At 73.4% G+C, this 22,282-nt stretch carries 21 protein-coding genes; 7 read left to right on the top strand and 14 right to left on the bottom strand.

Annotation, left to right across the window (positions count from 1 at the left end):
* Nucleotides 1–120: 120 nt before the first annotated feature.
* Nucleotides 121–1,383 (bottom strand): Nramp family divalent metal transporter, encoded by a 1,263-nt coding sequence (locus ABD979_RS13320; protein ID WP_345507975.1) that lies wholly within the window; start codon nucleotides 1,381–1,383, stop codon nucleotides 121–123.
* 65 nt (nucleotides 1,384–1,448) lie between these two features.
* Nucleotides 1,449–2,915, bottom strand: coding sequence for a hypothetical protein (locus ABD979_RS13315; protein WP_345507974.1), 1,467 nt, complete (start codon nucleotides 2,913–2,915; stop codon nucleotides 1,449–1,451).
* A 75-nt stretch (nucleotides 2,916–2,990) separates the two neighbouring features.
* On the opposite strand from ABD979_RS13315, the gene ABD979_RS13310 reads away from it, so the two are divergent.
* Nucleotides 2,991–3,353 (top strand): TraR/DksA family transcriptional regulator, encoded by a 363-nt coding sequence (locus tag ABD979_RS13310; RefSeq protein WP_345507973.1) that lies wholly within the window; start codon nucleotides 2,991–2,993, stop codon nucleotides 3,351–3,353.
* 55 nt (nucleotides 3,354–3,408) lie between these two features.
* On the opposite strand, the gene ABD979_RS13305 is transcribed toward ABD979_RS13310, so the two are convergent.
* Nucleotides 3,409–4,017: a TetR family transcriptional regulator gene (locus ABD979_RS13305; RefSeq protein ID WP_345507972.1), complete on the bottom strand. Its 609-nt coding sequence runs from the start codon at nucleotides 4,015–4,017 to the stop codon at nucleotides 3,409–3,411.
* Between the two features lie 74 nt (nucleotides 4,018–4,091).
* Between ABD979_RS13305 and ABD979_RS13300 the strand changes: the two genes are divergently transcribed.
* Both ABD979_RS13300 and ABD979_RS13295 read left to right on the top strand, forming a co-directional pair.
* On the top strand, nucleotides 4,092–6,248 hold the full coding sequence (locus ABD979_RS13300) for an MDR family MFS transporter (protein ID WP_345507971.1): 2,157 nt from the start codon (nucleotides 4,092–4,094) through the stop codon (nucleotides 6,246–6,248).
* A gap of 139 nt (nucleotides 6,249–6,387) precedes the next feature.
* Nucleotides 6,388–7,209, top strand: a complete 822-nt coding sequence (locus tag ABD979_RS13295; protein WP_345507970.1) for an oxidoreductase — start codon at nucleotides 6,388–6,390, stop codon at nucleotides 7,207–7,209.
* Here the strand turns inward: ABD979_RS13295 and ABD979_RS13290 are convergent.
* Nucleotides 7,191–8,102 (bottom strand): LysR family transcriptional regulator, encoded by a 912-nt coding sequence (locus ABD979_RS13290; protein WP_345507969.1) that lies wholly within the window; start codon nucleotides 8,100–8,102, stop codon nucleotides 7,191–7,193. The genes ABD979_RS13295 and ABD979_RS13290 overlap by 19 nt on opposite strands.
* Nucleotides 8,103–8,308: 206 nt before the next feature.
* Between ABD979_RS13290 and ABD979_RS13285 the strand changes: the two genes are divergently transcribed.
* A complete protein-coding gene (locus tag ABD979_RS13285) occupies nucleotides 8,309–9,364 on the top strand; it encodes a YeiH family protein (protein WP_345507968.1) in 1,056 nt (351 codons plus the stop codon).
* A gap of 134 nt (nucleotides 9,365–9,498) precedes the next feature.
* On the opposite strand, the gene ABD979_RS13280 is transcribed toward ABD979_RS13285, so the two are convergent.
* The 10 genes from ABD979_RS13280 to hisC all read right to left on the bottom strand — a co-directional run bounded on the left by ABD979_RS13280 (nucleotide 9,499) and on the right by hisC (nucleotide 19,382).
* Nucleotides 9,499–10,941 carry a dihydrolipoamide acetyltransferase family protein gene (locus ABD979_RS13280; RefSeq protein ID WP_345507967.1) on the bottom strand — a complete coding sequence of 481 codons (1,443 nt, stop codon included), beginning with the start codon at nucleotides 10,939–10,941 and terminating at the stop codon, nucleotides 9,499–9,501.
* 15 nt (nucleotides 10,942–10,956) lie between these two features.
* Nucleotides 10,957–11,949, bottom strand: coding sequence for an alpha-ketoacid dehydrogenase subunit beta (locus tag ABD979_RS13275; RefSeq protein WP_345507966.1), 993 nt, complete (start codon nucleotides 11,947–11,949; stop codon nucleotides 10,957–10,959).
* Complete coding sequence (gene pdhA / locus ABD979_RS13270) at nucleotides 11,949–13,103, bottom strand: pyruvate dehydrogenase (acetyl-transferring) E1 component subunit alpha (protein WP_345507965.1); 1,155 nt, start codon at nucleotides 13,101–13,103, stop codon at nucleotides 11,949–11,951. Before pdhA ends, ABD979_RS13275 begins: the two co-directional genes overlap by 1 nt.
* A 271-nt stretch (nucleotides 13,104–13,374) precedes the next feature.
* Nucleotides 13,375–14,799: an AAA family ATPase gene (locus tag ABD979_RS13265; protein ID WP_345507964.1), complete on the bottom strand. Its 1,425-nt coding sequence runs from the start codon at nucleotides 14,797–14,799 to the stop codon at nucleotides 13,375–13,377.
* A gap of 39 nt (nucleotides 14,800–14,838) precedes the next feature.
* Nucleotides 14,839–15,378, bottom strand: a complete 540-nt coding sequence (locus tag ABD979_RS13260; protein ID WP_345507963.1) for a hypothetical protein — start codon at nucleotides 15,376–15,378, stop codon at nucleotides 14,839–14,841.
* A gap of 1 nt (nucleotide 15,379) precedes the next feature.
* Nucleotides 15,380–15,775, bottom strand: a complete 396-nt coding sequence (locus ABD979_RS13255; protein ID WP_345507962.1) for a glyoxalase superfamily protein — start codon at nucleotides 15,773–15,775, stop codon at nucleotides 15,380–15,382.
* Nucleotides 15,776–15,784: 9 nt separating this feature from the next.
* Nucleotides 15,785–16,582: a hypothetical protein gene (locus tag ABD979_RS13250; RefSeq protein ID WP_345507961.1), complete on the bottom strand. Its 798-nt coding sequence runs from the start codon at nucleotides 16,580–16,582 to the stop codon at nucleotides 15,785–15,787.
* Entirely contained in the window at nucleotides 16,579–17,403 is an 825-nt protein-coding gene (locus tag ABD979_RS13245; RefSeq protein WP_345507960.1) for a hypothetical protein, read from the bottom strand. The genes ABD979_RS13250 and ABD979_RS13245 overlap by 4 nt, the downstream gene beginning before the upstream one ends.
* A complete protein-coding gene (locus ABD979_RS13240) occupies nucleotides 17,400–18,146 on the bottom strand; it encodes a hypothetical protein (protein WP_345507959.1) in 747 nt (248 codons plus the stop codon). The genes ABD979_RS13245 and ABD979_RS13240 overlap by 4 nt, the downstream gene beginning before the upstream one ends.
* 78 nt (nucleotides 18,147–18,224) lie before the next feature.
* The gene (gene hisC, locus ABD979_RS13235) at nucleotides 18,225–19,382 is read right to left on the bottom strand and encodes a histidinol-phosphate transaminase (protein WP_345507958.1); all 1,158 of its coding nucleotides are present in this window, start codon (nucleotides 19,380–19,382) and stop codon (nucleotides 18,225–18,227) included.
* A gap of 144 nt (nucleotides 19,383–19,526) precedes the next feature.
* Here hisC and ABD979_RS13230 point away from each other — a divergent pair, with 144 nt between their 5' ends.
* From ABD979_RS13230 to ABD979_RS13220, 3 genes are all read left to right on the top strand, one after another.
* Nucleotides 19,527–20,615, top strand: coding sequence for a 6-phosphofructokinase (locus ABD979_RS13230; protein WP_345507957.1), 1,089 nt, complete (start codon nucleotides 19,527–19,529; stop codon nucleotides 20,613–20,615).
* Between the two features lie 4 nt (nucleotides 20,616–20,619).
* On the top strand, nucleotides 20,620–20,997 hold the full coding sequence (locus ABD979_RS13225; protein WP_345507956.1) for a phage holin family protein: 378 nt from the start codon (nucleotides 20,620–20,622) through the stop codon (nucleotides 20,995–20,997).
* 87 nt (nucleotides 20,998–21,084) lie between these two features.
* A complete protein-coding gene (locus ABD979_RS13220; protein ID WP_345507955.1) occupies nucleotides 21,085–22,281 on the top strand; it encodes an exonuclease SbcCD subunit D in 1,197 nt (398 codons plus the stop codon).
* Nucleotide 22,282 lies beyond the last annotated feature (1 nt).

Raw genomic sequence — 22,282 nt, 5'->3', positions numbered from 1 at the left:
CAGTTCGTGCGCCACTCTCCCACACGGCGTCGGAGCCCGCGCCGCCACACCGGCCGGGTCCGGGCCCCGGGCCCCGGGTCCGGGCCCCGGAGCCCAGGGACCGGGGTCCAGGGACCGGGCTCAGAGACCGGTGGCGACGAGGTAGCCGCACAGGCCGACGATGACGGCGGTGATGACGGCGGCCGCGGCCGTGGTGAGCCGGTGGTTGACGAGCACCCCCATGACGGTGCGGTCGCGGGTGAAGAGCAGCAGCGGCACGAGCGTGCCGGGCAGGGCGAAGGAGAGCACGACCTGGCTCCAGACGAGCGCGGACGTCGGCTCCACCCCGAGGCCCAGGATGACGAGGGCGGGCACGACGGCGAGCAGCCGGCGCAGCAGGGGCGGGATGGGACGCCGGCCGAAGCCCTGCATGACGACGTCGCCGGTCTGCACCCCGACGAGCGTCGACGCGAGGCCCGAGGCGAGCAGCGCCACGGCGAGCATGGTGGCGGCGAGCTGGCCCGCGTGGGCGCCGAGGGCGGCGTACGCGCTCTCGATGCTCGCGCCCGCCTCGGCGGGCAGCGCGGCGGAGAAGACGACGAGGCTGACGTTGGCGCAGCCGGCCACGGTCATCGCGAGCACGACGCTGCGCACGGTGCGGCGGCCGCTCCGCAGGCGGTCGGCCTGGCTGGCGGGCGCCGAGCCGTCGTCGTGGCCCCGCGACGCGGCGGAGTGGAAGTGCAGGGCGTGCGGCATCACGGTCGCTCCGACGATGCCGACCGCGAGCAGCGCGGCCGACGCGTCGAGCGGCCCGGGCACGACCGAGGCGAGCAGCGCCGCGCTGTCGACCTCGGCGACGAGGACCTGCCAGAGCAGCGACGCGATGATGACGACGAGCAGCACGAGCACGACGGAGTCGAAGTGGCTGCGCCCACGCACCTTGAGCGCGAGCACGACGAGGCTGAAGAGGGTCACGCACACGGCCCCCGCCGTGAGCGGCATGCCGAAGAGCAGCCGGAGCGCGATGGCGCCGCCGACGATCTCGGCGAGGTCGGTCATGACGACGACGAGCTCGGCCTGGCCCCAGAGCAGCAGCCGGCCGACGCCGGGGAACCGCTCGGCGCTGTGCTCGGCCAGGCTCTTGCCGGTGACCATGCCGAGCTTGGCCGCGAGGTACTGGATGACCATGGCCGAGGCGCTCGCGAAGACGACGACCCAGACGAGGGCGTAGCCGTGCTGCGCACCCGAGCTGATGTTGACGCCGAAGTTGCCCGGGTCGACGTAGGCGATCGCCGCGAGCAGCGCCGGCACGAGCGTGCGGGGTGCCCGCAGCGTGCCGCCGAGGCGGTGCTGGGCCGGCCGACCGTCCGTGCGGCGCGGCCGCTGCGCCACCTGCTCGTCCATGGGGACAGCATCGAGCCTCCCGGTTGCGAGCGCCACCTCCGCGGGTGAGCCGCCCGCGGTCGGGGTCAGCGCGCCGAGGCGAGTCCCAGCAGGGCCGCGAGCCCCAGCGCGCTGCGCGGGTCGTAGGCCGTCGTCCACAGCCCGCCGTGCGCGGCGGCGTGCGCCTCGTCCTCCCACGGAGCCGTCCGGGCGGGGGCGCCGGTGCGCAGGTCGTGCACGAGCAGGGCCGCCATGAGCGTGTTGGCCGTGCCCGGCTCGAAGACCTCGATGCCGAAGCGGTGCGCGCCCGCGTACGCCGCGGCGAGCGCGCGGTTCTTGACGACCGACCGGGTGCGCGTCGGCGGCGCGACCTTGAACGAGACGAGACCGCCGCCGTGCCGGTATGCCGTCGCCCGCCACCGCTGCAGCCGCTTGGCCAGCAGGTAGTTGGGTCCCTGCTGGAGCACGACGCTGTCGTTGATGCCGGGGTCCTCCCCGGGCACGTAGTTGCGGCGCAGCAGCCGCCCACCGCTCACCGTGCGCAGCGGCACCCGCAGCACCTTCGAGGTGCGCCGGTGCGCGTAGCTGTCGACGGAGCGCGCGACGGCGCTCCCCGGCACGGCGAAGACGTCGGTGGGGGTGGCGAGGAAGGCGAGGGCCACGTCGTCGCGGCCCTTCGCGCCGACGACGTGGCGGGTCAGCGCGTCGACGGCGGTCGAGACGCGCACGTTCGTCTCGCCGTCGGCGTAGACGTAGTTGCCGAGCACGAGCCGGCCCTCGAGCGCGGCGACCCACCGCGCCACGGCCCCCACGTCGTGCACGAGGTCGCCGCCGGCCCGCTCGACGAGGGGACCGTCGCCCCGCCGGACCGGCACGGTGATCGACCCAGCGAGGTGGGCGGTGTCGGTGAAGAGCCTGTCCCACAGCTCTTTCCGTGGCAGGTCGACAGCCGCCACGTCGGCGCCCCACCGCAGCAGCGACCGCAGCGGGCCCATCTCCGCGGCGGCGCCGAGCACGACGACGGTCCGGTCGGAGAGGTCGAGCCAGTCGGGGTTGTCGACGACGAGCCCGACCGCGACCGCGCAGGACGGCTCCACGACGCCCGACTCGACCCACCGGTCGAGCTGCCGACGCAGCTCGTCGCCGGCGAGGCGGCGACCGGCATACGGGATCGTCAGCGTGCGGTCGGGGCGGCCGCGCCCGCGCACGGTCTCGGAGCCGAGGGTGGGCGCGCCGCCGGCCGGCGCGAAGGCGTCGTCGAGCGGGCGCTCCTCACCGCCGGGGCCCACCCACCGCATCCGCGAGGTGAGGGCGTCGAGCCCGTCGTGGGCGATGGTGCGGGCGGACGCGGGGGAGGTGAGCCCGGCCTCGACGAGACGGCGGAAGTGCGGCAGGTAGCCCTGGCGCCAGTTCGTCTCGCGCTGGGCCGAGGCGGCACCGACGGGGTCGACCGCGCGCAGGGCGTCGGCCACGACGGCCCGTCCGGTCGCGGTCGTGCTCCGGCGCCCGGAGGCCGGGTCGAGGGGGAAGACCACTCCGCTGGGGTCGCTCATGCGCCCATCCTGCCCGAGGGGTGGGGTGCGCCACTCGCCGCCGCCGACCCGTGGCAACCGGAGGACGATGGAGGCATGAGCACGCAGACGGCCGCCTACGCGGCAGACCTGGCCCGGGACCGCGCCGACGAGGTCGAGCGGATCGCCGGGTTGCGCCGGGAGTTCGACGAGGTCGTCGAGGCCTCGGAGGCCAACATCGCTGACGACGAGCACGACCCGGAAGGCTCGACCATCGCCTACGAGCGCACCCAGATCGACGCGCTCATCCGTCAGGCGGAGGCGCACCTGGCGGAGATCGACGCGGCTCTCGCACGCCTCGCGGACGGCGCCTACGGGCGCTGCGAGGTGTGCGGTGACGACATCCCCGCCGAGCGGCTCGAGGCCCGGCCGACCGCACGCACCTGCGTCGCGCACGCCGGGTCGGCGCTGCGCCGCTGAGCTCCTCGGCCGCCGCGCTGCGCCTGTCGGCCGCGGCAGCGACCGGGGCCGCGGCTCAGCGCAGGCCCGCCGCGATGCGGTCGAAGGCCTGGTCGATGTTGCGCTCGAGGCGGCCGGAGCCACCGTTCTGCTGGTGCTCGATGCAGGCGCGCACCGCGGCGATGGCCACCGCGACGGTGAGGCGCGGCTCGAGGGAGGCGCCGGCGCGCACGCCGGTACGTCGCTCGAGCGCGGCGGTCAGCGCGTTCTCGATGCGGATGTTGTTGCCCACGAGGGCGGGCGCGAGCGAGGGCTCGCCGAGCAGGATGCGGCGACGCTTGGCCCGCAGCTCGCGGTCGATCGAGGCCGGCGCGAGCATGCCGGCGAGGATCCGGCGGAGGGAGTCGAGCGGCGACTCGCCCTCCACGTCCTCCTCGAGCGCGGCGGCATACGACTCGAGCTCCTCGGCCGTCGTGCCGATGACGGCCGCCTCCTTGGACGGGAAGTAGTTGAAGAACGTGCGGGCGCTGACACCGGCGCGGGTGGCGATCTCCTCGGTGGTGACGGCCGCGAAGCCGCGCTCCTCCACGAGGTCGAGGGCCGCGAGGTTGAGCGCGCGGCGCGTCTCGCGCTTCTTGCGCTCCCGCAGGCCGCAGGACTCGTCGGTCAGCAGGTCCGTGCTCATGCACCCATGGTGACACGCTCACTGCATGGACTGCAATTTTGCAGTCACTGCACAATCGGCGTACCGTGGCCCGCATGCCACAGACGACCCAGGGGGTAGCCACGAACTCCGCCAGCGACCCCACCACGCAGACCCGCAGTGCGCGCCACGAGGCCAAGCACGCGGCCAAGGCCCCCGGCCTCGACCGCCCGACGCGCAACATCTTCATCGCGCTCATGCTCGGCATGCTCGTCGCCTCGATCAGCCAGACGATCGTCGGGCCCGCCATGCCGCGCATCGTCGCCGAGCTCGGCGGCATCGACCACTACTCGTGGCTCGCGACGGCCGCGATGCTCGTCAGCGCGATCACCGTGCCGATCGTCGGCAAGATGAGCGACCTCTACGGCCGCCGCGGCTTCTACCTCGGTGGGCTCGTCGTCTTCATGGCCGGCTCGATCCTCTCCGGCTTCGCGCAGAACTTCTGGTGGCTCATCGCCGCCCGCGCCATCCAGGGTGCCGGCATGGGCACCCTGATGCCGTTGTCGCAGACGATCATCGGCGACATCATCCCGCCGCGTCAGCGCGGCAAGTACCAGGGCCTCATGGGCGGCGTCTTCGGGCTCGCCTCGATCCTCGGCCCGCTCGTCGGCGGCTTCGTCACCGACAACTGGGGCTGGCGCTACCTCTTCTTCATCACGCTGCCCGTCGGCGTCTTCGCCTTCTTCGGCATCAGCCGCTTCCTCCACCTCGAGCACACGCCGCGCGAGACCGTCGTCGACAAGGCCGGCATCGCCGCGCTGTCGATGACGCTCATCCTGCTGCTCGTGCCGACCTCCCTCGGTGGCACGACGCTCGCGTGGGGCTCCCCCGCCATCATCGGCATGTACGTCGCCGGCCTCGTCCTGCTCGGCGTCTTCATCGCCATCGAGCGCCGGGCCGTCGAGCCGGTGCTGCCGCTCCGCCTCTTCAAGAGCCCGCTCTTCACGCTCTCGAACATCGCGGCCTTCATGGTCTCGGTCATGATGTTCGGCGCGATGATCTACCTGCCCGTCTACGCACAGGGCGTGCTCGGCGCGTCGGCGACGAACTCGGGCCTCATCCTCATGCCGATGTCGGTGGCCATGATCGGCCTGTCGATCATCTCCGGCCTCGTCATCACCAAGACCGGCCGCTACAAGCTGCAGACCATCGCGGGCATCCTCATCATGGGCGTCGGCTTCTGGCTGCTCACGCAGCTGCACTACGGCTCGAGCCAGCTCGACCTCACGCTGTCGATGATCGTCTTCGGCGTCGGCCTCGGCATGGCCCTGCAGGTCTTCACGCTCATCATCCAGAACTCGTCGCAGCGCAAGGACCTCGGCGTCGCCACGGCGTCGACGCAGTTCTTCCGCAACGTCGGCTCCACGGTCGGCACCGCGGTGTTCGGCACGATCATGACGAGCGGCCTGGCCGGCAACATCGCCTCGCACCTGCCGGCCTCGGTCGTGCAGCAGATGCAGGCCTCGGGCCAGCAGGTCAGCGCCGGCTCGGTGCTCGACCCGTCGGCGCTCGCGAAGCTGCCCCCGCAGGTCGCGACCGGCGTGCAGCAGGGTCTCGCCGACTCGCTCCACACCGTGTTCGTCTGGGGCCTCGTGCCCTTCGCGTTCGCCCTGCTCGCCGCGCTCTTCATCAAGGAGGTGCCGCTGCGCGACACCGTGCACACGCCCGACGAGGCCGGCATCGAGCTGCTCGACACGATGTCGCAGTCGGCCGTCGACGACGAGCTCAAGGTGCCGCTCGGCCGCGAGACCGGCAACACCCGCACCCACGAGCGCCTGCTCGGCCTTCGCCTCGGCCTGCTCGCCGACTCCGCGCTCCGTGGTGACCGCCCGCTGCTGACCCGGGCCGTGACCCGGCTCGGCGAGGGCGACCTCGACGCCGGCGCGGCGCTGCTGCACCGCACCTCGCGGATGCTGACGACCGAGGACGCCGCGCTCGCCGCGGAGACCGAGCGGTTCGCCGTCGAGGTGGCGGCACGCGCCAAGGTGGCCGGCGGCATCCTCGACGAGGAGCTGAAGCGCGAGCTGACGACGGCCGTCGCCGAGCGCGACGCCGACACCGTCATGGCGACCCGCGAGCCCACGGTGGCCGAGCGGCACGAAGCCGTCGACATCCGCCTGCTCGCGGCCGTCGGTGACGACCTGACGGCCGCCTACCTCGTCGACCGGCAGAACGCCCGGGTCGCGGAGCGGGCCGAGGCCGCCATCCGCTGACCCGTCGAGAGGCCACTTCTCGTGGGTCTCGCCAGGTCGAAGGGCCAGAACTCGTGACGAGTTCTGGCCCTTCGACGTTGGCGCACCCGCAAGGGATGGCCTTTCGACGGTGGGGAGCGGCGCGGCATACGGTGTCGGCATGACCAAGGTTGCCCTCGTCACCGGCGCGTCGTCCGGCATCGGTGAGTCCATCGCCGTCCACCTCGTCGAGTCGGGGTGGACCGTGCATGCCGTCGCCCGCCGGGTCGACCGCATGGCCGGCCTGGCCGCACGCGGAGTCACGACGTTCGCGATGGACGTCACCGACGACGCCTCGATGGTCGCCGGCATCGACCGGATCATCGAGGAGCAGGGCCAGATCGACGCCCTCGTCAACAACGCCGGCTACGGCTCCTACGGACCGGTCGAGCACGTGCCGATCGACGAGGCGCGCCGCCAGTTCGAGGTCAACGTCTTCGGCCTGGCACGGCTCACCCAGCTCGTCACGCCCCACCTGCGCACCCGTCGGCGCGGACGGATCGTCAACATCTCCAGTATCGGCGGCAAGATCTACGAACCGCTGGGCGCGTGGTACCACGCCACGAAGTTCGCGGTCGAGGGCTTCAGCGACAGCCTGCGCATCGAGCTCGCGCCCTTCGGGATCGACGTCGTCATCGTCGAGCCCGGGCCGATCCTGTCGGAGTGGAACACCATCGCACGCGAGAGCCTCGTCGAACGGTCGGTGGGCACCGTCTACGAGGACGCGGCCCGGCGGATGGCCGTGCTCCTCGAGCGCGTCGACACCTCGCGGATGACCTCGGGACCCGAGGCGGTGGCCGAGAAGGTGCTCAAGGCCCTCGAGGCGACGAACCCGGCCGCGCGCTACCCCGCCGGACGTGGCGCCCGCGCCGCCGTGGTGGCCCGTCGCCTGCTGCCCGACCGGGCGATGGACCTCGTCGTGCGTCAGGCGTTCACGAGCTGACCGCGCCGGCGCGCCGTCGCGACCAGGTCGCCGGCGGGGCCGGTCAGCCGACGCGGCTCACGCCACACCGCCCGCAGGCGGCGGGCCAGCACAAGGCCTTCGACCTCGACGACGCGCAGCGTTCCCGCCTCGACCTGCTCGCGCACGGCGAGGATGCTGACGACCGCGGGGCCCACGCCGGCGAGCACCGCCGCCCGCACGGCGGCGCCGCTCGACAGCTCGAGCAGGGGTTCGGGCCGCGGGAGGTCGCGCAGGGCCTCGTCGAGGGTGGTGCGGGTGCCGGAGCCGGGCTCCCGCACGACCAGGGGCGTGGCGGCCAGCTCCCCGGCCCGAAGTGGCCGACGTCGACGGGCCCACGGGTGCTCGGGCGTGACGACGACGACCAGACGGTCGTGAGCCACCGTCGCGCTGTGCAGCCCGCGCGGGACGCTCGGGGACTCGACGAAGCCGACGTGGCACCGGCCGGCGAGGACGTGCTCGACGACCTCGCGCGAGTTGTGCACCTGGAGCTGGATGCGCAGCCCGTCGTGCCGACGGCGCAGCTCCCCCAGCCAGCCCGGGACGAGGTGCTCGGCGATGGTCATGCTCGCACCGACCGACAGCTCCGAACGGTGTTCCTCGCGCAACGCCTCCGCCGCATCGAGCAGGTGGCCGGCGCCGGCGAGGACCTCGCGCGCCCAGTGCACGACCACGGTGCCCTGCGGGGTGAGCAGCGAGCCGCGCGGACCCCGCCGCAGCAGCGGCACGCCGAGCTCAGCCTCGAGCCGACGCACCGCCCGGCTCGCGTTGGGCTGGGCCATGCCCTCGCGGCGAGCAGCCGCACCGAGGCTGCCGAGGTCGTCGACGCCGACGAGCACGGCCAGGACGGCGAGGTCGGGCCACGGGCGAGACATGCGCTGAGCATATGACGTGCCGCCCTGGCATATCCGATCGATATGGATGAATGCGCAGGCGACGGCTACCGCGGACCCGTGCTGCACGCGAGGCTGGGAGCATGGCCACTCCCAGCACGACGTCTTGGACCCCCGAGACGAAGCCCACTGCGGCGACACCGTCGACGGCGCCAGCGGCGGCGTCGACGCCGGCTGCAGTCCCGGCGGTGCGTCGCGTGCGGGACGGGGCGCGCCGGATCGCGCCCGGCCTGCTCGTCGCCGCCGCGGTGTCGGCGCTCGCCCTCGGCCTCGCGCGGCTGCTCCCCTCGGCCAGCCCGCTGCTGCTCGCCATCGTCCTCGGCGCCGGGCTCGCGAACCTCGGCGCGGTCAGCGACCGTGTCGTCCCCCACCTCGAGGCCGGTCTCGCGCTCGCGGCGCGTCGGCTGCTGCGGATCGGCATCGCGCTGCTCGGGCTCCAGCTCGCCCTGACGGACGTGCTCGGCCTCGGTTGGGGAGTCATCGCCGTCGTCGTCACGGTGGTCGTGCTCGGCATCGCCGGCACCGTGGTGGCGGGCCGGCTCCTCGGGCTCAGCCGCACCCAGACGCTGCTCGTCGCCGGTGGGTTCTCGATCTGCGGAGCCGCGGCGGCGGCCGCGGTCGACGGGGTCGTCGATGCCGACGACGAGGAGCTCCTGACGGCGGTGGCGCTCGTCGTGCTCTTCGGCACGGCGATGATCCCGCTGCTGCCGCTGCTCGCCGGCGCGATCGGCCTCGACGCCATGCAGGCCGGGATGTGGGCCGGCGCCTCGGTCCACGAGGTCGCGCAGGTCGTCGCGGCATCCGGCGTCATCGGCGGCGGGGCCCTGACCGTCGCCGTCGTCGTCAAGCTCGGCCGCGTGCTGCTCCTGGCCCCGGTGCTCGCCGCGATCAGCGTGCACGAGCGTCGCGTCGCCCGTCGCCAGGTCGCCCCGCAGGGCGGGCCACAGGGCGGGCCACAGGGCGGGCCACGCGGCGACCGACGTCAGCCGCCGCTCGTGCCGCTCTTCGTGGCCGGGTTCGTCGCGCTCGTGCTCGTGCGCACCACGGGGTTCGTGCCGCAGGGCGTGCTGGACGCGGCGCGGCTGACCGAGACCGCCCTCCTGACGATGGCGATGTTCGCCCTCGGCACCGGCGTCCGCGTGGCCGCGCTGCGCCGCGTGGGTGCCCGCCCCTTCGTCCTCGCCGGACTCGCCACCGTCTGGGTCTCCGCGGTCGCCCTCGCCGGGATCCTCGTCGCCACCTGACCCCTCCTTACACCGTCGAGAGGCCAGTTCGTGCGGGTCCGGACACGTCGAGAGGCCAGTTCCCGTGACGGGAACTGGCCTCTCGAGCACGCCACACCCGCAAGGAGTGGCCTCTCGACGTTTGCTGGGGGGGGTCAGCCCCAGACGAGGGCCTGCGCGGGGTCGGCGAGGATCGCGGCCAGCTCGCTGAGGAAGCGGCTGCCCAGCTCGCCGTCGATGAGCCGGTGGTCGAAGCTGACCGCGAGCTGCGTGACGTGGCGGATCGCGATCTCGTCGTTGCCGTCGGCGTCCGTGACGACCCACGGCTGCTTGCGGATCGCGCCGAAGCACACGATCGCCGACTCGCCCGGGTTGATGATGGGCGTCCCGCTGTCGACGCCGAAGACGCCGACGTTGGTGATCGTCATCGTGCCGCCCGACATCTCGGCCGGCTGGGTGCGACCCTCGCGGGCCGTGGCCGTCAGGGCGCCGATCGCCTGCGCGAGCTCGAGCATCGACAGGGCGTGGGCGTCCTTGATGTTCGGGACGATCAGCCCACGCGGGGTGGCCGCGGCGATGCCGAGGTTGACGTAGTTCTTCTGCACGATCTCCTGGGCGGCCTCGTCCCACGTCGCGTTCATGCCGGGGTTGCGCCTGACCGCCAGGACGAGCGCCTTGGCGAGCACGAGCAGCGGCGTGACCTTGACGTCCTTGAACTCGCGGGTGCCCTTGAGGCGGTCGACGAGCTCCATCGTCTTCGTGACGTCGACGGTGATCCACTCGGTGACGTGCGGCGCCGTGAACGCCGAGCCGACCATGGCCTGCGCCGTCATCTTGCGCACGCCCTTGATCGGGGTCCGCACCTCGCGCTCCCCCGCACCGAACGGCACACGGTATGCCGGCACGTCGGCAGGCGACGAGTCGACCTGCGCTGCAACGCCGTTCACGGACGCGCCACTCGCGTGGTTCGTCACGTCGTCACGGGTGATGATGCCGTCCGCGCCCGTCGGGGTGACGGTCGCGAGGTCGATACCGAGGTCCTTGGCGAGCTTGCGCACGGGCGGCTTGGCCCGGGGGCGGCCGCCCGCGGGCACGGCAGACGGCGCTGCGGACGGCACGGCCGGCGCCGGGGACTCCGCGCGGGGAGCCGGAGCGACGGGCTCGGCCACCGGCGCGGCCGCCGCGACCTGCTCGGTCTCGGTCGGGGCCGACGACGCGGCCGGCACGGCTGCCTGCCCCTTGCGGGGACGGCGCGCCGTGGCGCCGGCCTTCGCGCCGTAGCCGACGAGGATCGCCTCGGAGCCCTCGGCCTTCTCGCCGGGGATCGACGGAGCGACCGGCGCCTCCTCGCCGCCGAGGCCGTCGTCGATCGAGATGATCGGCGTGCCGACGTCGATGGTCTGGCCGACCTCGACGAGCAGCTCCTTGACGGTGCCGGCCCACGGGATCGGCAGCTCGACGAGCGACTTGGCGGTCTCGATCTCGAGCACCATGTCGTTGACCTTGACGGCGTCGCCGGGTGACACCTTCCACTCCACGATCTCGGCCTCGACGAGGCCCTCACCGGGGTCGGGCAGGTTGAACGTCTTGATGGCCATGTGTGGCAGCCCTTCTCAGTACGCGAGCGCGCGGTCGACGCCGTCGAGGATGCGGTCGAGGTCGGGGAGGAACTCCTCCTCCATCCGGCTCGGCGGGTAGGGGATGTTGGCCCCGTTGACGCGGATGACCGGCGCCTCGAGCTCGTAGAAGCACTGCTCCGTCACCTGCGCCGAGATCTCCGACGCCATGCCGAGGAAGCTGCTCGCCTCGTGGACGACGACGAGCCGGCCGGTCTTGCGCACCGACGCGACGATGGCGTCGATGGGCAGCGGGGAGAGCGAGCGCACGTCGATGACCTCGATGCTCGTGCCCTCCGCCTCTGCCGCGGCGGCCGACTCGATCATCGTCTTGACGACGGGTCCGTAGCCGACGAGCGTCACGTCGGTGCCCTGGCGGATCACGTTGGCCTCGAAGAGCCCCCGCGGAGCCGAGGTCGCCGACGTGTCGTACTCGGCACGGTCGTGGTAGCGCCGCTTCGGCTCGAAGAAGATGACCGGGTCGTCGCACGCGACGGCCTGCTGGATCATCCAGTGGGCGTCCTCCGGGTTGCTGCACGCGACGACGCGCAGGCCCGCGGTGTGGGCGAAGTAGGCCTCGGGGCTCTCGGAGTGGTGCTCCGGGCTGCCGATGCCGCCACCGAACGGGATGCGGATGACCATCGGGATCTTCACCGCGCCGAGGGCGCGGGCGTGCATCTTGGCGACCTGGCTGACGATCTGGTCGAAGGCCGGGTAGACGAAGCCGTCGAACTGGATCTCGCAGACGGGGCGGTAGCCGCGCAGCGCCATGCCGACCGCGGTGCCGACGATGCCGGACTCCGCGAGCGGGCTGTCGATGACGCGGTCCTCGCCGAAGTCCTTCTGCAGGCCCTCGGTGATGCGGAAGACGCCACCGAGCTTGCCGATGTCCTCACCGATGAGCACGACCTTGGGGTCGGCCTCCATGGCCTTGCGCAGGCCGTTGGTGATGCTCTTGCCGAGCGTGACCTTCTCGAGCTGGCCGGCCATCAGTTCGCCTCCTCGAAGCTCGCCTTGTAGGCGAGGTAGGCGGCGCGCTCCGCCTCCATGACCGGGTGGTCCTCGGCGTAGACGTGGTCCCACATCGTCGCGCCGGGCATCGTCTCCATCGTCACGCAGCCCTCGCGCAGCTCGGCGGCGAACCGGTCGGCCTCCTCGTCGACGTTCGCGAAGAACGTCTCGTCGGCCATCCCCTCGTGCGCGAGGAGGGTCTTGAGGCGCAGGATCGGGTCGCGGAACTTCCACTCCTCGACCTCGGCCGAGACGCGGTACTTCGTCGGGTCGTCGGCCGTCGTGTGCGCACCCATGCGGTACGTGTAGGCCTCGATGAGGAGCGGGCCGTTGCCGTTGCGCGCCTCGTCGAGACAGTGCTGCGTGACGGCATACGTCGCGAGGATGTCGTTGCCGTCGACGCGCACGCCGGGGAAGCCGAAGCCGCGCGCCCGCTGGAAGAGCGGGATGCGGGTCTGCTTCTCGACGGGCTCGGAGATGGCCCACTGGTTGTTCTGGCAGAAGAAGACGACCGGTGCGTCGAAGCTCGCCGCGTAGACGAACGCCTCGTTGACGTCACCCTGCGAGGAGGCGCCGTCACCGAAGTAGCAGATGACCGCGGTGTCGCGGTCGGGGTCGCCGGTGCCGACGTTGCCGTCCATCCGCACGCCCATCGCGTAGCCCGTGGCGTGCAGCGCCTGGGCCCCGATGACGATCGTGTAGAGGTGGAAGTTGTTCTCCTGCGGGTCCCAGCCGCCCTGGCTCACGCCGCGGAAGAGCTGCAGCGAGCTCTGGGGGTCCATGCCGCGCACGAAGCCGACGCCGTGCTCGCGGTAGGTCGGGAAGACGAAGTCGTGCGGCTTGAGCGCCCGACCCGAGCCGACCTGGGCCGCCTCCTGGCCGAGCAGGCTCGGCCACAGGCCGAGCTCGCCCTGGCGCTGCAGGGCGTAGCCCTCGGCGTCCAGGCGCCGGATGAGGACGAGGTCGCGGTAGAAGCTGCGCAGGTCCTCGGGGGTCAGGTCCGCGACGTACTTGTCGTAGTCGGGGTGGGACACGCGCTGACCTTCGGGGGTCAGCAGCTGGATCATGTCCGGGCCACCGTCGCCGACCGCGGGGGTCGGCTCCTGCAGCTCGGCGACAACCTTGTCGCTCACTGGGGCTCCTTCGCCGGTGAGACCGGCCTACTCGTTCGGCCCGCGAACGGGGGTCACCCGCTCGTCGGCTTCTGGGGCGCAGGTCTGCCGTTCGTGACGACGGACACGTGCCTGGTCCTCGGACCGGAACTTACCGGAGAGGCCTGCCAATCTCACAATGCGGGACACGAGCGCTTCCGCACGCCGTCCCGCTCCGCCGCCGTATGCCGTCCGCCCCCCACCGCGTCCGGCCACCCCACGCGCCCGCCCGGGTCAGCGGCGCCCGCCCGGGTCAGCGGCGGCTGCCCCACGTCCACGGCGGCGTGGTGAGCAGGCCCTGGCCCCGCACGAAGGTCTCGCCGAGGTCCTTGACGAGGGTGACGCCGCGCGGCGCCGAGCCGAGTCCGGCGGGGCGGTCGTCGTCGTCGGGGTCATCGGGCACCACCCCCAGCGCGCGGATCAGCTGCTCGGAGTGCGAGACGACCATGACCTGGCTCTGCTCGCCCGCCGCCCTGATGAGCCGGGCGAGCGGCGCCAGCAGGTCGGGATGGAGCGAGGTCTCGGGCTCGTTGAGCACCACGAGCGGCGGCGGGTCGGGCGTCAGCAGGGCCGCGACGAGCAGCAGGTAGCGCAGCGTGCCGTCGGACAGCTCGGCCCCGGAGAGGGGGCGCAGCATTCCGGGCTGGTGGAGGGCGACGTCGAAGCGGCCGGAGTCGACCGTGACGTCGAGGATCGCCCCGTCGAAGGCGTCGGCGACGGCCCGGTCGAGCTCGCGGCCGCCCTGCTCGCGGATCGTCTGCAGCGCGGCGGCGAGGTCGCGGCCGTCGTCGGCGAGCACGGGGGTGCGGGTGCCGACCTGCGGAGTCCGCGCGGGCGCGTCGGCGTCGGCGCGGAACCCGTCGTAGAACCGCCAGGCCCGCATCGTGCGACGCACCCGGAGCAGCTCCGGGGCCCGCTCGGGGTCGGCGAGCTCGGTGAGCATGCTCTCCCAGGGCCGCAGCGACCGAGTCAGCTCCGTCCAGCCCGCACGCGTCCCTCGGCCGGCCTGCACGCCGCGGGCCCCGCGGCTGCGGGTGCCCTCCCGGCCGGCGGCATCCGGGCCGCCGGTGTCGCGGTAGGCCGCCCGCGACCCGGTGCGCGACCCCGGCGCCTCCGCGGGGTCGGACTCCCACTCGTCCGCGTCGCCGCCGTCCTCGCCCCACGGCGCGTCCCACCCGTCGTCACCGGCCTGCGTGCCGCGCGTCTCGACGACGCCCCAGCGGCGACGCACGAGGACGGAGCCGGGCCGCATGACCGGGCCAGCCCAGACGACCTCACGCTTGATCTCCGGGTCGCGCAGGAACGCGGACGCGGCGCCGGCCTCGGCACCCGACGACTGCTGCGGCAGGCCGAGGTCGACGAGGTAGCCGAAGTCGTCGGACGCGAAGCCGAGCCGGAGGCTGATCGGACCGCTGCGCCGGGTGCCCTGGACCGCGTGGCCCCGCTCGCGCGCGCCACCGAGCGTGGCAGGCCCCGCCCAGAGCGCCGACTGCAGGCCTCCCTCCCGCGCGAGCGTGCCCACCACGTCGCCGCGACCGCACCCCGCGAGCAGCCGCAGCGCGCGGTAGAGGCTCGACTTGCCGCTGCCGTTCGCGCCCGTGACGACGTCGAGGCCGTGCAGCGGCACGACCACGTCGCGCAGCGATCGGTAGCCGGACACGGCGACGGCGGTGAGCATGCGACGACCGTAGGTGCCCGCGCCGACACTGTCGCCGGCTCAGACGGCGGTCGGCCCCGGAGGCGTGGGCGCGACGTCGGGCCCACGCCGTCGACGCAGGAGCAGGCCGAGCATGACGACGAGCGCCAGGCCCCAGAGTCCCACCACGGCCGGGGGCAGGGCGGCGGCGACGGTACCGCTGAAGACCGGCTGCCCGGCCACGGCCCACCACCCGAAGTCGGTGTCGGTCGTCGCGAGCGTCACGACCAGGGCCCCCAACGCGACCGCGGCGAGGACGACCGCCACCGGGACCGACCGGGCCACGCGACGGCGCCGACCCGCTCCCAGCCAGAGCACCCCGGCGGCAGCCGCAGCGAGTGCGCAGGCCGACAGGGTGACGAGCACGGCGGTCGAGCCCCTGCCGGAGGAGACCTCGGCGAGCTCGCCCGTCACGCGCACGCGGCCCCACAGCCAGATGTCGATGGCCGGGACGAGCCCCCCTCCGGGCAGCTGGACCTCCATCCGCTGTGTCGGCCACACGAGCGCCCCGACGAGCAGCACGGATCCCAGGGCGAGCAGGACGGTGACGAGGCGCCGCACCTCAGTCGTCCCGGCCGGGGCCGGCGGCGGACCAGGCGGGCAGCTGCTGGAGCGTCCAGCGGTTGCCGTCGGGGTCGCTGAAGCGGACGAAGCGGCCCCACGCCTGGTCGTCGACCTCGGAGGCGTCGACCCCGCGCTCGACGAGCTCGGCCCGGGCGGCGTCGGCGTCGGCGACGACGACCTGGAGGTTGTCGAGGCCGCCGGGCACCATCTGCGTCAGCCCCGTGCCGATGGCGATCGAGCACGCCGAACCCGGCGGGGTCAGCTGCACGAATCGCACCTCGTCGCTGACGACGTGGTCGTGGTCGGCGACGAAGCCGACCTGGTCGACGTAGAAGTCCTTCGCGCGGTCGACGTCCGTCACGGGCACCATCACCAGCTCGAGTCGCATCTCCATGGGCAGACCCTAGGACCGTGGCGTCGCCGGAGGGTCCGGATCGGCTGACGAATCCGAGAAGCCGACCACCGGGTGCGCTCCACGCTCATCGCCGTCGCCGGCATACGGGACCTCGCGCAGCGTGGCCCGCGGTCGCGCAGGTGCAGGCACCTCGTCGGTGCCTGCGGCCGGCGACCGGACGACACCGGCGCGGGCCGGGACCAGCCGCGTGGCCAGGCGCCGCGCCCCGGCGACGGCGGCGGACGTGGCCCGGGGCAGCAGCAGCGGTCCGAGGAGCACGCCGAGCGCGACGAGCAGCAGCGCCACCGCCACCACCTCGAGCCAGCCCGCGGTCGTCGTCACCGAGACGAGCCCGGGCCGCAGCCCGATCGTCCGGTCGTCGAAGGAGACCCGCTGGACCACCGAGGAGCCGACGGTCCCCAGGGCGACCCCGAGCCCGACCCCCGCGCAGACCTCGCCACGCCGCCCCGGCACGACGAGCCACGTGACGAGGCCGACGGCCGCCACCACGAGCACACCCACGAGGAGGACGAGGCGGGCCACCGGCTGGGGACCCGGGTCGTCGGCGAGCACGAGGCCGTGGGTGACGTAGTGGACGACGTCGCGGCCCCACGACCAGAGCCACTGCTCCGAGCCCCGGGTGAAGTCACCGACCTCCGGGACTCGCAGCGCGAGGATCTTCGTCGGCCACACCGTCGTCGAGGCCGCCAGGGCGACCCCGACGAGGCCGGTCGCTGCACCGCAGACGCGCAGGGCACGCGCCGCCCCGTCGGGCAGCGCGTGCGAGCGGCGGTCTGCCTCGGTCATCGTGGCGGTCGGAACCGGCCGGAGTCGGGCCCGTGATCCTGGCGGGCACCGCCGTCCCGCCCCGCGTCCTGCCCGGCTTCCGAGCCGGCGTCGGAGAAGCCGACGCCCGAGGGCGACCCGCTCCACCTCGCACCGGACGACGGCCCGCCCCGGCCGGAGCCGGGTGCGACGTCGCGGATCGTCGCGATGCCGACGCGGGGCGTCTCTCGCGCAGGCAGGTCGCCCGGACGGGGCTCCACGGGAGCCACCCCTCGACGCGAGAGCTGCTGCGCGAGCGTCACTCCCGACCGCACGACCGCGGCCAGCGGCCGCAGGACGACGAGGAGGGTCGCGACCACGAGGAGCACGGCCGACACCACCTCGAGGACTCCTGCGGGTCGGGTCTCGAGGACGAACTGGCCCTCGCTGAAGAAGCCGAAGATCGTGTCACCCAGCCGACGGGCGATGCTCCCGACGAGCTGGGATGCCGCCCAGGCGAGGCCGACCGCACCGAGGACCCTCCCCTCCGCGCCGCGTCGGAAGGCGTAGGCCGCGGCACCGGCGAGTCCCGCGGCGAGGGCGAGGGCGAGGGCGACGAGGCCGCCCGCGTCGCCGATGGTGACGGTGTCCTCGAGCCCGGGAGTCGCGTCGACGACGCGTCCCCAGCTCCAGTACAACTGCTCGGTGTCGGGCACGGTGAACGAGCCGGCATCCGCCGCCGGGTTGTTGGTGATGGCCTGGGTCGGCAGCACGACGGTGGGAAGCGCGGCGAGCACCCCGACCAGGCCGACGAGGGCAGCGGCGAGCCGCCCCGGCACCACGTTCTCCCGCACGTCCTTCACGAACGTTCCCCTGTCCTGCCGGGCGGGCCCGGCGTCGGCGTCCCGTCCGTCGAGTGTGCCGCGCCGGCTCGGGTCTCGTCGAACGACACGGGCGACGCCGTCAGGTGCTCACCCACGGGTCGCAGCCCGGCGACGCCGGACCGGGTCCCGGCGGGAGCGGGATCGGTGGCGGGCGTCGCGCTCGGCACGGGAGTCGCGCCCGGCCCGGGGCGCGTGCGCCCGGGGTCGAGCACCGTGGCCGCCACGAGGAGGACGAGGGCCACGACGAGGACGACCGCGGCCGCGCTCTCGAGCGACCCTGCGGAGGTCATGTCGGTCTGGACCGTGAGACCGGCCGCGCCACGGTCCACCTCGTTCAGGGAGCGCCCGAGCCGCGCCGACACGGTCGTCAGCACGCGGCCGGCGAGCAGCCCGACGGCGACGAGCGCGACGGCCTGGCCCCACGGCGAGAAGCGCAGCGCCCAGGCGGCGACCCCGACCACCGCTGCGGCGAGGACCACGAGGAGCACGGCGAGGCCGACCGGGTTCCACTGGTCGCTCAGCTCGACGCCCTCGAGCCCGGTCAGTCGCACCCGGCCCCAGCTCCACTCCCACTGGCGCGACAGCAGGGAGCCGTGCTCGCGGTCGGCCACCGACATCTCCCACGTGGGCGACGCGACCGACGGCACGACGAGGAGGATGCCGAGCAGCGCGGCACCCGTGGCCGGCCAGCGGCCACCGAGCGCGTGACGCACCGTGCCCATCCGCGACCTCCTCGACCGCTCCGACCTCTCCGACCTCTTCGACCTGCTCGATCTCCTCGACGTGCCGGGCCGTGGGCGTCAGCGGGCGCCGAAACGCTGCGCCACCTCGACGAGCCGCGAGTTCGCCTCGACCTCGCCGATCGTGACGCGCACCCCGTCGTCGCCGTACTGGCGCACCATGAGGCCGGCCTCCTGGCACGCCTGCGAGAAGGCGGTGGAGTCGGCGCCGAGCGGGAACCACACGAAGTTCGCGTCCGACCGGGGCAGCGTCCACCCCTGGTCGGTGAGGGCCTGCACGACCCGATCGCGCTCGGCCACGAGCGACTCGACCCGCTCGGTCAGCTCGTCGATCGCGTCGAGCGAGGCGATGGCGGCCACCTGGGCGAGCGAGTTGACGCCGAAGGGCGTCGCCGTCTTGCGCAGGGCGGCGGCGACGGGCGAGTGCGCGACGGCATACCCCACGCGCAGGCCCGCGAGCCCGTATGCCTTGGAGAAGGTGCGCAGAACGACGACGTTGGGGCGCTCGCGCCACACCTCGAGACCGCGCACGGCCTCGGGGTCGCGGACGAACTCGACGTACGCCTCGTCGACGACCACGACGACGTCGCTGGGCACCCGGTCGAGGAAGGCCTCGAGCTCGGCCTGGTGCACGCACGGCCCGGTCGGGTTGTTCGGCGTGCACACGAGCACGACGCGCGTGCGGTCGGTGATCGCGGCCAGCATGGCGTCGAGCCGGTGGCGCGACTGCTCGTCGAGGCCGACCATGACCGGCTTGGCCCCGGCGAGCTGCGTGACGATGGGGTAGGCCTCGAAGGAGCGCCACGCGAAGACGACCTCGTCGCCGGCGTCGCACGCCGCGTTGACGATCTGCCCGAGGACGGCCACCGAACCGGTGCCCGTCGCGATGCACTCGGCGGGCACGTCGAGCGCCTCGGCCAGGCGCTCCGTCAGCGCCGCCACCGCCATGTCGGGGTAGCGGTTGACCGTGGTCGCGCCGTCGGCGACCGCCGCCAGCACCGAGGGCAGCGGCCCGTACGGGTTCTCGTTCGAGCTGAGCTTGTATGCCGTCACGCCCGCCGGCGCCACCGCCGCCTTGCCGGGCTTGTAGTCGGGCATCTGCGCGAGCACCGCGCGCAGGCGCACGGTGGACTCCGGTGCGGCATACGCCTCCCGCGGGGGCGCGCTCTCGGTGACGCGCTCGCTCGGGCTCTCGGCGGTGTCGACGGTCTCGCGCATACTCGAACTGTAGAGGCAGTGTCCACGGGGACGACCGCCCCATGGACGCTTCCCTGACGGCGCGGCCCCGGTGTGGTTAGGCTCACACCGTCGTGTCAGCGCCGCCTCGACATCCTGCTCGTCCACTCTCCCGAAAGTCAGACCATGCGCATCGGCATCCTCACCGGGGGCGGAGACTGTCCCGGCCTCAACGCCGTCATCCGCGGCGCCACCCGCGCCGCCGAGGTGACGTACGACAGCACCGTCATCGGCTTCCGCAACGCGTGGCGCGGCGTCATGGACAACGACTACGAGATCCTCGACGTCGACCGCTGCCGCGGCATCCTGCCCCTCGGCGGCACGATCCTCGGGACGAGCCGCGACCAGCCCTTCGCGCACGAGGACGGTCTGAAGCGGGTGCGCAAGGCCTACGACCGGCACGGCCTCGACGCCATCATCGGCATCGGCGGCGAGGGCTCGATGGGAGTCGTCAACCGCCTGCACGAGAACGGCTTCCCCGTCATCGGCGTGCCGAAGACCATCGACAACGACATCTCCCTCACCGAGATGACGTTCGGCTTCCAGACCGCCGTGCAGATCTGCACCGACGCGATCGACCGCCTGCACACGACCGCCGAGTCGCACCACCGCGTGCTCGTCGTCGAGGTGATGGGCCGGCACGTCGGGCACATCGCCATCTGGTCGGGCCTCGCCGGCGGTGCGGCGATCACGCTCGTGCCCGAGGAGCCGTTCGACGTCGACGAGGTGTGCGAGCGGATCGTCCACCGGCACAAGAAGGGTCGCTTCGCGACCATCGTCGTCGTCGCCGAGGGCGCGCTGCCCAAGGCCGGCACCATCGAGATCCCCGCTCCCGAGGTGGACAAGTACGGCCACCAGATCCTCGGCGGCATCGGCTCGATCCTCGCCCGCGAGATCCAGGGCCGCACCGGCATCGAGAGCCGCATGACGGCGCTCGGCCACATCCAGCGGGGCGGGTCACCCGTCGCGTTCGACCGCGTACTCGGCACCCGCTTCGGCGTCTCCGCCGTCGAGGCCGCCCTCGACGGGGCGTGGGGCCAGATGGTCGCGCTGCAGCGCGGGCGCATCGAGCGCGTGCCGGTGGCCGAGGCGGTCGGCTCGCTCAAGATGGTCGAGCCCGACCTGCTGCGCCTCAACGCGATGTTCCAGCCGCGGATCCCCGGCGACGAGCATCCCGGCCTTCCCGACGGGGTGCCCGAGGCCGTGGAACACTGAGCGCATGCTCCTCAACTTCGCGCTGCAGACGGTCATCAACGCCGTCGCCCTGTGGGTGGCAGCCTGGGCGATCCCCGGCATCACGTTCGGGGAGGGCCGCACGGGCAACATCTTCTGGACCGTCGTCCTCGTCGCGCTGATCTTCGGGATCGTCAACGCGTTCATCCGGCCGATCGCCAAGCTCCTGTCGATGCCGTTCATCATCCTGACGCTCGGCCTCTTCGTCTTCGTCGTCAACGCGCTGATGCTCGAGCTGACCTCCTGGCTCGCCGGCAAGCTCGACCTCGCCTTCCACGTCGACCGCTTCTTCTGGGACGCCATCTTCGGGGCGCTCATCGTCACGTTCGTCTCGATGATCCTCAGCTTCGTCAGGTCCGACTGACCTCCCTGCTCCGGCGCGCCGGGACGATCGCGCGCCGGCCGGGGTGTCGGTGGTGAGGCTGTCGGCGGGTGCGCCTACCGTCGAGTCATGCGGTTGCTCCACACCTCCGACTGGCACCTCGGGCGCACGCTCCACGGCGTGAACCTGCACGAGGCGCAGACGGCCGTGCTCGAGCGCATCTGCGAGCTCGTCGAGGACCCGCCCGACGGCGTGCCTGTCGACGCCGTCCTCGTCGCGGGCGACGTCTACGACCGCGGTGTGCCGCCCGTCGAGTCGGTCCAGCTCTTCGAGTGGACGCTCTCGCGGCTCGCGGCGGTGACGACCGTCGTCGTGACGTCGGGCAACCACGACTCGGCCATCCGGCTGGGCTACGGCTCGGCCCTCTTCCGCGACCGCATCCGCATGGTCACCGACCTCGGCCGGCTCGACCTGCCGCTCCTGCTCGAGGGCAGCGACGGCGTGCGGGCCGCGGTCTACGGCATCCCCTACCTCGACCCGGACCACGCGCGCGTGGCGCTGTCCGGTGGCGGCGAGCCGCTGCCGCGGTCGCACCAGGCCGTCGTCGGGGCGGCGTGCGACCGCATCCGCGCCGACCTCTCCGGGCGGCCGGGCGTGCGCTCGGTCGTGCTCGCGCACGCCTTCGTCGCCGGAGCCGAGCCCAGCGACTCGGAGCGCTCCATCATGGTCGGCGGGGTCGACCGCGTCGCCGGCACCGTGTTCCGCGGCATCGACTACGCCGCCCTCGGCCACCTGCACGGGCCGCAGGCGCCCGAGTCGGCCGAGGGGTCGGTCGTGCGCTACTCCGGCTCCCCGCTGCGCTACTCCTTCTCGGAGCAGGAGCACCGGAAGGTGGTGCTCCTCGTCGACCTCGACGCGTCGGGGCCGGCCCGCGTCACCCCCGTCGAGGTCGTGCAGCCCCGGGCCATGGCCACCCTGCGCGGGCGCCTCGACGAGCTGCTCGAGTCGCCGGAGCACGCGGCCGCGGAGGAGGCGTGGGTGCGGGTGACCGTCACCGACCGGGTGCGCCCCGACTCGCTCATGGACCGCCTCCGGTCCCGCTTCCCGCACGCCCTGCAGGTCTTCCACGAGCCGGAGGGCGCCATCGACCGCGGGCGCGGCGGCACCACCGTGGTCAGCGAGCGCGACCCCCGCGAGCTCGGCTCCGACTTCATCGCCTACGTGACGAAGACCGAGGCGAGCGGCGGCGAGGTCGACGTCTTCGAGGCCGGCTACGAGGCGGCCGTGTCCGCCCAGCACCGGGCCGAGGCGCAGGAGGCGAGCTGAG

Origin of the sequence: Terrabacter aeriphilus (assembly GCF_039542985.1) — a bacterium.
Taxonomy (GTDB): domain Bacteria; phylum Actinomycetota; class Actinomycetes; order Actinomycetales; family Dermatophilaceae; genus Terrabacter; species Terrabacter aeriphilus.
This window is presented reverse-complemented; position numbering and strand designations above follow the sequence as displayed.

What these genes read in the sequence shown, in the direction of transcription:
- ABD979_RS13290 (WP_345507969.1), bottom strand. Translation starts at nt 8,102, where the DNA reads ATGTCTCGCCCGTGGCCCGACCTCGCCGTCCTGGCCGTGCTCGTCGGC.
- ABD979_RS13315 (WP_345507974.1), bottom strand. Translation starts at nt 2,915, where the DNA reads ATGAGCGACCCCAGCGGAGTGGTCTTCCCCCTCGACCCGGCCTCCGGG.
- ABD979_RS13320 (WP_345507975.1), bottom strand. Translation starts at nt 1,383, where the DNA reads ATGGACGAGCAGGTGGCGCAGCGGCCGCGCCGCACGGACGGTCGGCCG.
- ABD979_RS13220 (WP_345507955.1), top strand. Translation starts at nt 21,085, where the DNA reads ATGCGGTTGCTCCACACCTCCGACTGGCACCTCGGGCGCACGCTCCAC.
- ABD979_RS13240 (WP_345507959.1), bottom strand. Translation starts at nt 18,146, where the DNA reads ATGGGCACGGTGCGTCACGCGCTCGGTGGCCGCTGGCCGGCCACGGGT.
- hisC (WP_345507958.1), bottom strand. Translation starts at nt 19,382, where the DNA reads ATGCGCGAGACCGTCGACACCGCCGAGAGCCCGAGCGAGCGCGTCACC.
- ABD979_RS13255 (WP_345507962.1), bottom strand. Translation starts at nt 15,775, where the DNA reads ATGGAGATGCGACTCGAGCTGGTGATGGTGCCCGTGACGGACGTCGAC.
- ABD979_RS13250 (WP_345507961.1), bottom strand. Translation starts at nt 16,582, where the DNA reads ATGACCGAGGCAGACCGCCGCTCGCACGCGCTGCCCGACGGGGCGGCG.
- ABD979_RS13230 (WP_345507957.1), top strand. Translation starts at nt 19,527, where the DNA reads ATGCGCATCGGCATCCTCACCGGGGGCGGAGACTGTCCCGGCCTCAAC.
- ABD979_RS13275 (WP_345507966.1), bottom strand. Translation starts at nt 11,949, where the DNA reads ATGGCCGGCCAGCTCGAGAAGGTCACGCTCGGCAAGAGCATCACCAAC.
- ABD979_RS13295 (WP_345507970.1), top strand. Translation starts at nt 6,388, where the DNA reads ATGACCAAGGTTGCCCTCGTCACCGGCGCGTCGTCCGGCATCGGTGAG.
- ABD979_RS13225 (WP_345507956.1), top strand. Translation starts at nt 20,620, where the DNA reads ATGCTCCTCAACTTCGCGCTGCAGACGGTCATCAACGCCGTCGCCCTG.
- ABD979_RS13280 (WP_345507967.1), bottom strand. Translation starts at nt 10,941, where the DNA reads ATGGCCATCAAGACGTTCAACCTGCCCGACCCCGGTGAGGGCCTCGTC.
- ABD979_RS13265 (WP_345507964.1), bottom strand. Translation starts at nt 14,799, where the DNA reads ATGCTCACCGCCGTCGCCGTGTCCGGCTACCGATCGCTGCGCGACGTG.
- ABD979_RS13310 (WP_345507973.1), top strand. Translation starts at nt 2,991, where the DNA reads ATGAGCACGCAGACGGCCGCCTACGCGGCAGACCTGGCCCGGGACCGC.
- ABD979_RS13300 (WP_345507971.1), top strand. Translation starts at nt 4,092, where the DNA reads ATGCCACAGACGACCCAGGGGGTAGCCACGAACTCCGCCAGCGACCCC.
- ABD979_RS13305 (WP_345507972.1), bottom strand. Translation starts at nt 4,017, where the DNA reads ATGAGCACGGACCTGCTGACCGACGAGTCCTGCGGCCTGCGGGAGCGC.